Source organism: Vibrio sp. V03_P4A6T147 (genome assembly GCF_002241085.1).
Taxonomy (GTDB): Bacteria; Pseudomonadota; Gammaproteobacteria; order Enterobacterales; family Vibrionaceae; genus Vibrio; species Vibrio anguillarum.
This window is the reverse complement of record NZ_NDIO01000122.1, coordinates 1-7,807: the sequence shown is the minus strand read 5'-3', so window position 1 is coordinate 7,807 and position 7,807 is coordinate 1. Positions and strand designations below refer to the sequence as shown.

Here is a 7,807-nt window from a genome sequence, read left to right as displayed (position 1 = left end):
ATGAAACTCTCATTTTGTTCGCTATACTTTCCGCCCGGTTATGAGCCGGTGCTCAACCCATACAAGCCGTCACACGGAAATGTGAATGACCCCAAGGACTGGACCAGCTAAGTTCCTCTGCTTGTATAAGGTGATCTTGGATGAACAATATGTTCGCATACCCCTCTTTTTGTCACGCTTTTGTTGTACAAAAGGACAATGATTCCTCCTTTGCCAAGTTTTTTGGTTCTACCCTTATTTCCAAATTTCAAACTAGGTAAATACAATGAATATTCTTTTTGGCCTCGTCGGCATTTTAGCGCTGATCGCTTGCGCCTACCTGCTCTCTGAAAATCGATCTTTCATCAATTGGAAAACCGTATCACGTGCTTTATTGCTGCAAGTTGGTTTTGCCGCGCTGGTGCTCTACTTCCCATGGGGACAAAGCGCACTAGCCAGCATCAGCGGCGGTGTGTCGAGTTTGCTGGGTTTCGCCGATGCAGGAATCCGCTTTCTATTCGGTGATTTAGCCGATTCCGGATTTATTTTTGCTGTTCGTGTTCTGCCTATCATCATTTTCTTCAGCGCTCTTATCTCTGCCCTTTATTACCTTGGTATCATGCAAAAAGTCATCGAGTTTATCGGTGGTGGTATTCAAAAATTTTTAGGTACGAGCAAAGCAGAATCTCTGGTTGCTACGGGTAACATTTTCCTTTCACAAGGTGAATCACCACTGCTTGTGCGTCCCTTTTTGTCGCGCATGACACGTTCAGAACTGTTTGCTGTCATGGCCGGAGGCATGGCCTCTGTCGCAGGTAGCGTGTTGGGTGGCTATGCCGGTCTAGGTGTTGAGCTTAAATACCTTATTGCAGCCAGTTTTATGGCGGCACCCGGCAGTTTGATGATGGCAAAAATCATCGTACCAGAGCGCGATGTTCCACTTGATCAAACCAATATTGAGATGGATAAAGCGCAAGAAAGTAATGTGATTGACGCACTGGCGAGCGGGGCGATGAATGGCATGAAAGTGGCGGTGGCCGTCGGTACAATGCTGGTTGCATTTGTGAGCGTGATTGCGATGGTTAACACTGGGCTTGAAAGTTTCGGTGAGTTATTGGGTTTGAACGGCATTACCTTACAACTGCTGTTCGGTTATCTATTTTCACCACTGGCTTGGCTGATTGGTGTACCAAGCCATGAAGTCTTGATGGCGGGCTCTTACATTGGGCAAAAAGTGGTGATGAACGAATTTGTGGCTTTCATTGATTTTGTTGACCACAAAGCGCTGTTGTCGGAACACACCCAAGTTATTATTACTTTTGCTCTGTGCGGCTTTGCCAATATTGGTTCTATCGCGATCCAATTAGGCTCTATCGGGGTTATCGCTCCTGAACGCCGTGCAGAAGTCGCGAATTTAGGTATTAAAGCGGTGATTGCAGGTACGCTAGCTAACTTAATGAGTGCATGTCTAGCGGGCATTTTCATTCTGCTTTAAACGCCCTGTTTGCTTCTCTCAATGCTCACTGCGGTGGGCATTTTTGATCCCTTTTTTGAATGATTGACACCTCAGTAATTGCTGAAAAGCTGATTTATAGCAAATTCCGTTTCTGATGAGCGCGTAGTATAGCTTGCAATTAACTGCGTATCCCAGCATAGGCGATACGCTGACATGCTAACTTATTGAGTGCTTGCTATGGAAAATCTTGTTGAACGCTTTTTGCGTTATGTCTCTTTTGATACTCAATCTCACCCCGCCAGCCGCCGTTGCCCGAGTTCAGTAGGGCAAATGACGTTTGCCCATACACTGCATGAAGAATTAATCGCATTAGGCTTAACCGATGCTACGGTTGATGAACACGGCTATGTTATGGCGAAGTTGCAATCGAATGTTGATTACCCTGTTCCTGCGATTGGTTTTATTGCACATATGGATACCGCGCCAGATGCGTCAGGCAAACACGTTAAGCCGCAAATTGTGGAGAATTATCAAGGCGGAGACATTGCTTTAGGTAAAGGGGATGAGGTGCTGTCACCTATTCAATACCCGGATTTGCATCAACTGCATGGTTACAATCTGATCACGACTGACGGCAGCACACTGCTTGGTGCCGATAATAAGGCAGGCATCGCTGAAATTATGACGGCCATTGAGAGGTTAATTGCTGACCCAAGCATCGCACATGGTGATATTTGTATCGGTTTCACTCCCGATGAAGAGATCGGCCGGGGCGCGGACTTATTTGATGTGGAGAAGTTTGGCGCACAGTGGGCTTATACCATTGATGGTGGCCCGGTGGGTGAGTTGGAGTATGAGAATTTCAATGCGGCGAGCGCTGATGTTATTTGCTATGGCGTGAATGTTCACCCTGGGACCGCGAAAGATAAAATGGTGAATGCCATCAACATCGCCGCACAATTTCAGCTTATGATGCCAGCCGATCAAACCCCAGAGACCACGCAGGGCTATCAAGGCTTTTACCATTTAAAATCCGCAGAGATGAGTGTGGCTCGCTCAACCTTGGGTTACATTATTAGAGACTTTGAACGAGAAGGCTTGGAAGCTCGTAAAGCGTTTATGCAGCAGCAAGTGGACCAGTTAAATGCCCGTCTTGAGAAAGGACGAGTTGAGTTGGTTGTGACGGACAGCTATTTCAATATGAAAGAGATGGTCGAGCCTCATCCACAAGTCATTGAACTGGCTAAACAAGCCATGATTGCTTGTGATGTTGAACCGCTGATCAAACCTATTCGAGGTGGTACGGATGGTGCGAGGCTCTCATTCATGGGCCTGCCATGCCCTAATATTTTCACTGGCGGTTATAATTTCCATGGTATTCATGAGTTCATTACCATTGAAGGGATGGAACAAGCGGTAAACGTGATTGTAAAACTGGCTGAAAAGACAGCGTTGGCGGACCAACACTGATAACAAACCTTTCCTTTCGCCAATCTAAAGGGGAGTTTCTCTTCCAAAGCTATGACAGGGCGCATAATAATTGCGCCTTATGCCGACGTTAACTATTCACTCAGTTACAATACCTTTCGAAAATTCTAACACGATCTCAATCAACGGCTCTCTAGTCGCTGTAGATGTGTTGCTGCTCATTATGCATAAAAATAAAAGAAGGGGATTGATATGGAGAAAGTGGTCGCAGTGTGGGACTTTCTTATCACTCATAAATTGGTGTTTAGTATTTTAATCATGACGTTGATTATTTTGACACGGCGAGTTGTGCTTTCTCAAATTCGTGGCGATGTTGCACTGATTACCGAAAAGCAGCGTAAATGGATGTCACGCACCAAGAATGGCACCTTTGCGTTTACTTTGGTCATCCTCTTCGTATTGTGGCAATCAGAGATCAACGAATTTGCACTGTCAGTGACTGCGATAGCAGTCGCCATCGTAGTTGCATCAAAAGAGATCATCTTGTGTTTTACGGGCTCAATTCAGCGAGCGAGCTCTCGCTCATTTCGTATCGGGGATTGGATTGAAGTCGGAAAACTGAGCGGTGAAGTGATCGAACACAACTTGATGGCAACCGTGATCCAAGAAATCGACTTGAATCATGGTCAATACCACTACACTGGAAAAACCGCGACCTTGCCAAACAGTATGTTCTTCTCGTTTCCGGTAAAAAACCTTAATTTTATGAAGCGTTATGTGTTTCATAACTTTTCGATAGTAGTGCCTGAATTTGTAAATTTGTACCCTTTATTACCGATTATGCATGAAAAGATTGAGAGCCACTTTGCCCACTTTATTGATGTTGCAAGGCGCTATAACAGCATGATTGAAAAACATGCGGGTGTAGATTTGCCCAGTGCTGAGCCGCACATTCAGATCAGCAGCGCAGCCGCAGGAGAACAAATCGTGCATTTCATGATTTTTTGCCCAACAGAGCGGGCCAACCATTTAGAGCAACTGATCCGCCAAGACTTTATGCAAGCATATGAAAACGCATTTCCACGTGCTTTAGTTGCAACAGAAGTGTTGCCGAGTGAAGTGGGTAGCTAACTGCCGAATAATGAGCGCTCACACAGTATGGTGAGCGTCTTACCTGCAATTACTGTTTGGGTGAGAAAAGATATATTAGTGATGAAAGTGAGATTAACGCTCAATTGCGTGTGTTTTTTTCACCGAAATCCCTAAGCGTTTTGAAAGCCGAGTGAGATTCGCGCGATCCACTTGCAATAATCTTCCCGCTTTTGCCCAATTAAAATCGGATTGGGTCAATGCTTCACTGATCAATTTACGCTGATATTCATCCGTTGCTTCTCGCAGCCCACGTTGCCACACCTTCGCTGTGACCTCTTTGTCGCTCAACGTACTTGGCGTGTTAACCAGAGGTAGGCTGAAATCTAACTCACCTATGTCGTAGCTGTTGACGGTGATCAACGCTTGTAAGCCTTGTCTGGCTCGTGCTTTCAGCGCTGCGCGGTTGATCACGTGTTCTAATTCGCGAACATTACCGGGCCATGAGTAGTTGAGTAACCCAGCCAGTGCGTTGGGATCGATTTTGAGCTGTGTGATACCGAGCTTGCGACGCGCTTGCTCTAAAAAATAACCTGCCAACAAGGTAACGTCACCATTTCGCTCTCTTAGCGGAGGGATATGAACAGGGTATACGCTGAGTCGATGGTAAAGATCGGCTCGGAATCTTCCCGCTTCCACCTCTTGCTTTAAATCTCGATTTGTCGCTGCCAATATCCGTACATCAATAGTTTGGACATGATCTTGTCCTACGGGCTGAATTTCATTGTTCTGCAATGCACGTAAAATCTTGCTTTGGGCAGCCAGTGGCAGTTCACCGATTTCATCGAGAAATAAGGTTCCACCGTCGGCTAATGCAAACTTGCCTAAGCGATGCCGTTCTGCTCCAGTAAAAGCTCCTTTGACATGCCCAAATAGTTCACTTTCGACCAAGTTTTCTGGAATTGCGGCGCAGTTGACATAAATAAGAGGTTGGCGTTTACGCGCTGATAGTTGGTGCAGTGTTCGTGCGACCAGCTCTTTACCGACACCCGTTTCACCATGGATTAAAATGTTGAAATTAGAAGGGGCGACCACTTCCAAATCGGCTTTCATGGCCAGCATCGACGCACTTGAACCGATGATCTCTCCACCTTCTCTGTCCCATGCTTCTTCATTCAGCTCTTCTAAGCGTTGCTGTGATTGTTTGGCTTGTGCTTCAAGTTGAGAAAAGGTCAGTGCCATTTTCAAGGTAGAGGCCGCGATTGCCGACAACGCTTCTAGGCTGCGTTTGGGAATATGTTCAAACATGTTGGGATTAAGGCTATCAAGCGTCAAGATACCGAGTAGTTTGTCACCAAACAAAAGGGGCAGGCCCATACAAGAGTGCATGGGAAGGTCGCCATCATGATCCATTAATAAACCATCGAAAGGATCGGGTAGTGATGAATTTGCATCGAAAATAACCGGCCCATCAGCGTGGCAAATCTCACTAAAGCGCGGATGTTCATCAATTAAAAAGCGTCGGCCTAAGGTATCGCGAGTCAAGCCTTGCATCGCAAGGGGGATTAACAAATCACCTTGGCGTGAAAGCAGCATCACACAGTCGCATTGAATGGTTTTACGAATCGCATCAAGCAGGCGATTGAACCTATCTTGATCGTTCAAACCACTTGCGAGTCCTATGGTCATTTCAATCAAGGTAGAGATGGAAAAATCTTGCATGGTAAGCACTCAGGTGATGTTTTTGGATATTGTAGTGTCATAATGACATTTTTTGAAGTGTTATTTTGACCTGATTATTTGATGATTTATTATTTTTTATTTAAAAATCAATGGATTAATGTTGGCATGCTTTGTGCTATACAAGCTTCAGTATCAGAGCGAATCTAATTCGCCATTTATAAAATCTGAGGAGAAAGCTCAATATGCTCAATAATCAACACATCGCCATTGTCAAAAGTACCATTCCTTTGCTTGAATCTGCCGGGCCAGCGCTTACAGCTCATTTCTATCAGAGAATGTTTACTCACAATCCTGAGCTAAAAGATATTTTTAATATGACCCATCAACATACTGGCCGTCAGGGCGTTGCACTGTTTGAGGCGATTGCCGCGTATGCGAAAAATATTGAAAATCTCGCCGCATTAACCAGTGCAGTGGAACGTATTGCCCAAAAGCACACCAGCTTTAACATTCAGCCAGAGCACTATCAAATCGTCGGACATCACCTTATTGAAACGTTGCGAGAGCTTGCTGCCGATGCCTTTACTCCTGACGTTGAAGCTGCATGGACGGCGGCTTATCTCTTTTTAGCGCAAGTCTTTATTGATAGAGAAGGGGAGTTGTATTTACAGCGTAAGCAGGCGATCGGTGGTTGGGAGAATGCGCGTGAGTTTGTGTTGCAAGATAAAGTGAAAGAGTCTGAATTCGTCACTAGCTTTATCTTTGAGCCTGCTGATGGCAAAGCAGTATTAGATTATCAGGTAGGTCAGTATATTGGGATTGAACTTAAGCCGGAAGGTGCGTCATACAGTGAAATTCGTCAATATTCCTTGTCACAAAAACCCAATGGAAAAAACTACCGCATTTCTGTGAAGCGTGAAGGCGTGGATACTGAACATCCTGGGACAGTCTCTAACTATTTACATGATTACGTTGAAAAAGGCAGTCGAGTGAAACTTTATGCGCCAGCGGGTGATTTTTTCTATGTTGAGAAGCTCGCTCCCGTTGTACTTATCTCTGCAGGTGTCGGGGCAACACCGATGCAAGCCATACTTCAACAGCTTGCGTCAGTAGGAAAAAAAGAGGTGACGTATCTGCATGCTTGCAACAATTTATCACAACACTCCTTTATTGATGAAACCGCGACCTTAATGGCGGTGCATCCATCATGGCAGCAAGTAGTCTGGTATCTGGAAAGTGAGCAAACACCAGCCAAGCAAGGTTCTATGATCTTGCATGAAGTTTGCGAGCAACTGCCGCTAACACAGGGGGATTTTTATATCTGTGGCCCCGTCAGTTTTATGCAGTTCATTGTTGAGCAGCTTGAATTGCTTGGCGTAGCAAGAGAGCGTATCCATTACGAAGTCTTTGGTCCACACGCCTATTTATAAAGTATAAAGCTTTATCTCAATCTAGGCTCTTTTAAGGGCCTATACCTTCACATTTAAAGCTGCAGCGGTGTTGGTTACGTTCGCTTACCCCAATCACATAGTTCATCTATGCTCATGGGGATGAGCTCACTTGCCGTCTACCTGCAACTTCAAGTTGTTTGGGTATAGATACTGAAAAGTGGGCTGGGAATTAATGCTCACTTTTTATTTGTAGTGCTTGCCAAGTAATTTCATCGGAATGGCTATCGCTATCAATAAAAATAGAAGAGCCACTAATCATCACTGAAATATCCATACCTCGGTTCAAGGAAGTAGAGAGTTTTTCAATCGCTGCAGCATCAAAGCGAAATAGATCGACATTGAGGTGAGAGAACTTTCCCTTGTTCTGCTCCCACCAAACCTGTGATTTCGTGTTAAAGCTGTAGACTTTCACCTGTTTTGCAAGCCGTGTGGCTTTTTTAATGCGATCAGCATCGGGTTCGCCGACTTCAATCCAGAGCTGAATTTGGTCATCTAATGATTTTAGCCAGAGATCAGGTTCTTCAATGGAAGAAAGTCCTCTAGTAAATGTTAGCTCGGGTGAAGCATTAAGACAAAACGCCAAAATGCGCGCCATCATTCGTTCGTTGCTTTCTGAAGGATGCTGAGCAATGGTGAGATTTAAAGAGTCATAATGATCGCGATTAGTATCCGTCAGCGCAATACGGAACTTATAGATTGTCGGTTTAAGAGCCATTGGAAG

At 45.0% G+C, this 7,807-nt stretch carries 6 protein-coding genes; 4 read left to right on the top strand and 2 right to left on the bottom strand.

The window, feature by feature from the left end:
• The first annotated feature begins 265 nt into the window (after nt 1-265).
• The 3 genes from B9J84_RS04795 to B9J84_RS04785 all read left to right on the top strand — a co-directional run bounded on the left by B9J84_RS04795 (nt 266) and on the right by B9J84_RS04785 (nt 3,994).
• Complete coding sequence (locus tag B9J84_RS04795; protein ID WP_013868046.1) at nt 266-1,474, top strand: NupC/NupG family nucleoside CNT transporter; 1,209 nt, start codon at nt 266-268, stop codon at nt 1,472-1,474.
• Nucleotides 1,475-1,672: 198 nt separating this feature from the next.
• Nucleotides 1,673-2,905 (top strand): peptidase T, encoded by a 1,233-nt coding sequence (gene pepT, locus B9J84_RS04790; protein WP_094123652.1) that lies wholly within the window; start codon nt 1,673-1,675, stop codon nt 2,903-2,905.
• 210 nt (nt 2,906-3,115) lie between these two features.
• Nucleotides 3,116-3,994, top strand: a complete 879-nt coding sequence (locus tag B9J84_RS04785) for a mechanosensitive ion channel family protein (protein WP_017047149.1) — start codon at nt 3,116-3,118, stop codon at nt 3,992-3,994.
• A 93-nt stretch (nt 3,995-4,087) separates the two neighbouring features.
• On the opposite strand, the gene norR is transcribed toward B9J84_RS04785, so the two are convergent.
• Nucleotides 4,088-5,674 (bottom strand): nitric oxide reductase transcriptional regulator NorR, encoded by a 1,587-nt coding sequence (gene norR, locus B9J84_RS04780; RefSeq protein WP_179217519.1) that lies wholly within the window; start codon nt 5,672-5,674, stop codon nt 4,088-4,090.
• Between the two features lie 203 nt (nt 5,675-5,877).
• On the opposite strand from norR, the gene hmpA reads away from it, so the two are divergent.
• On the top strand, nt 5,878-7,065 hold the full coding sequence (gene hmpA, locus B9J84_RS04775; RefSeq protein WP_094123650.1) for an NO-inducible flavohemoprotein: 1,188 nt from the start codon (nt 5,878-5,880) through the stop codon (nt 7,063-7,065).
• A gap of 190 nt (nt 7,066-7,255) precedes the next feature.
• Here the strand turns inward: hmpA and B9J84_RS04770 are convergent, their stop codons facing one another.
• Nucleotides 7,256-7,801 carry a YaeQ family protein gene (locus B9J84_RS04770; protein WP_013868041.1) on the bottom strand — a complete coding sequence of 182 codons (546 nt, stop codon included), beginning with the start codon at nt 7,799-7,801 and terminating at the stop codon, nt 7,256-7,258.
• Nucleotides 7,802-7,807: the final 6 nt, after the last annotated feature.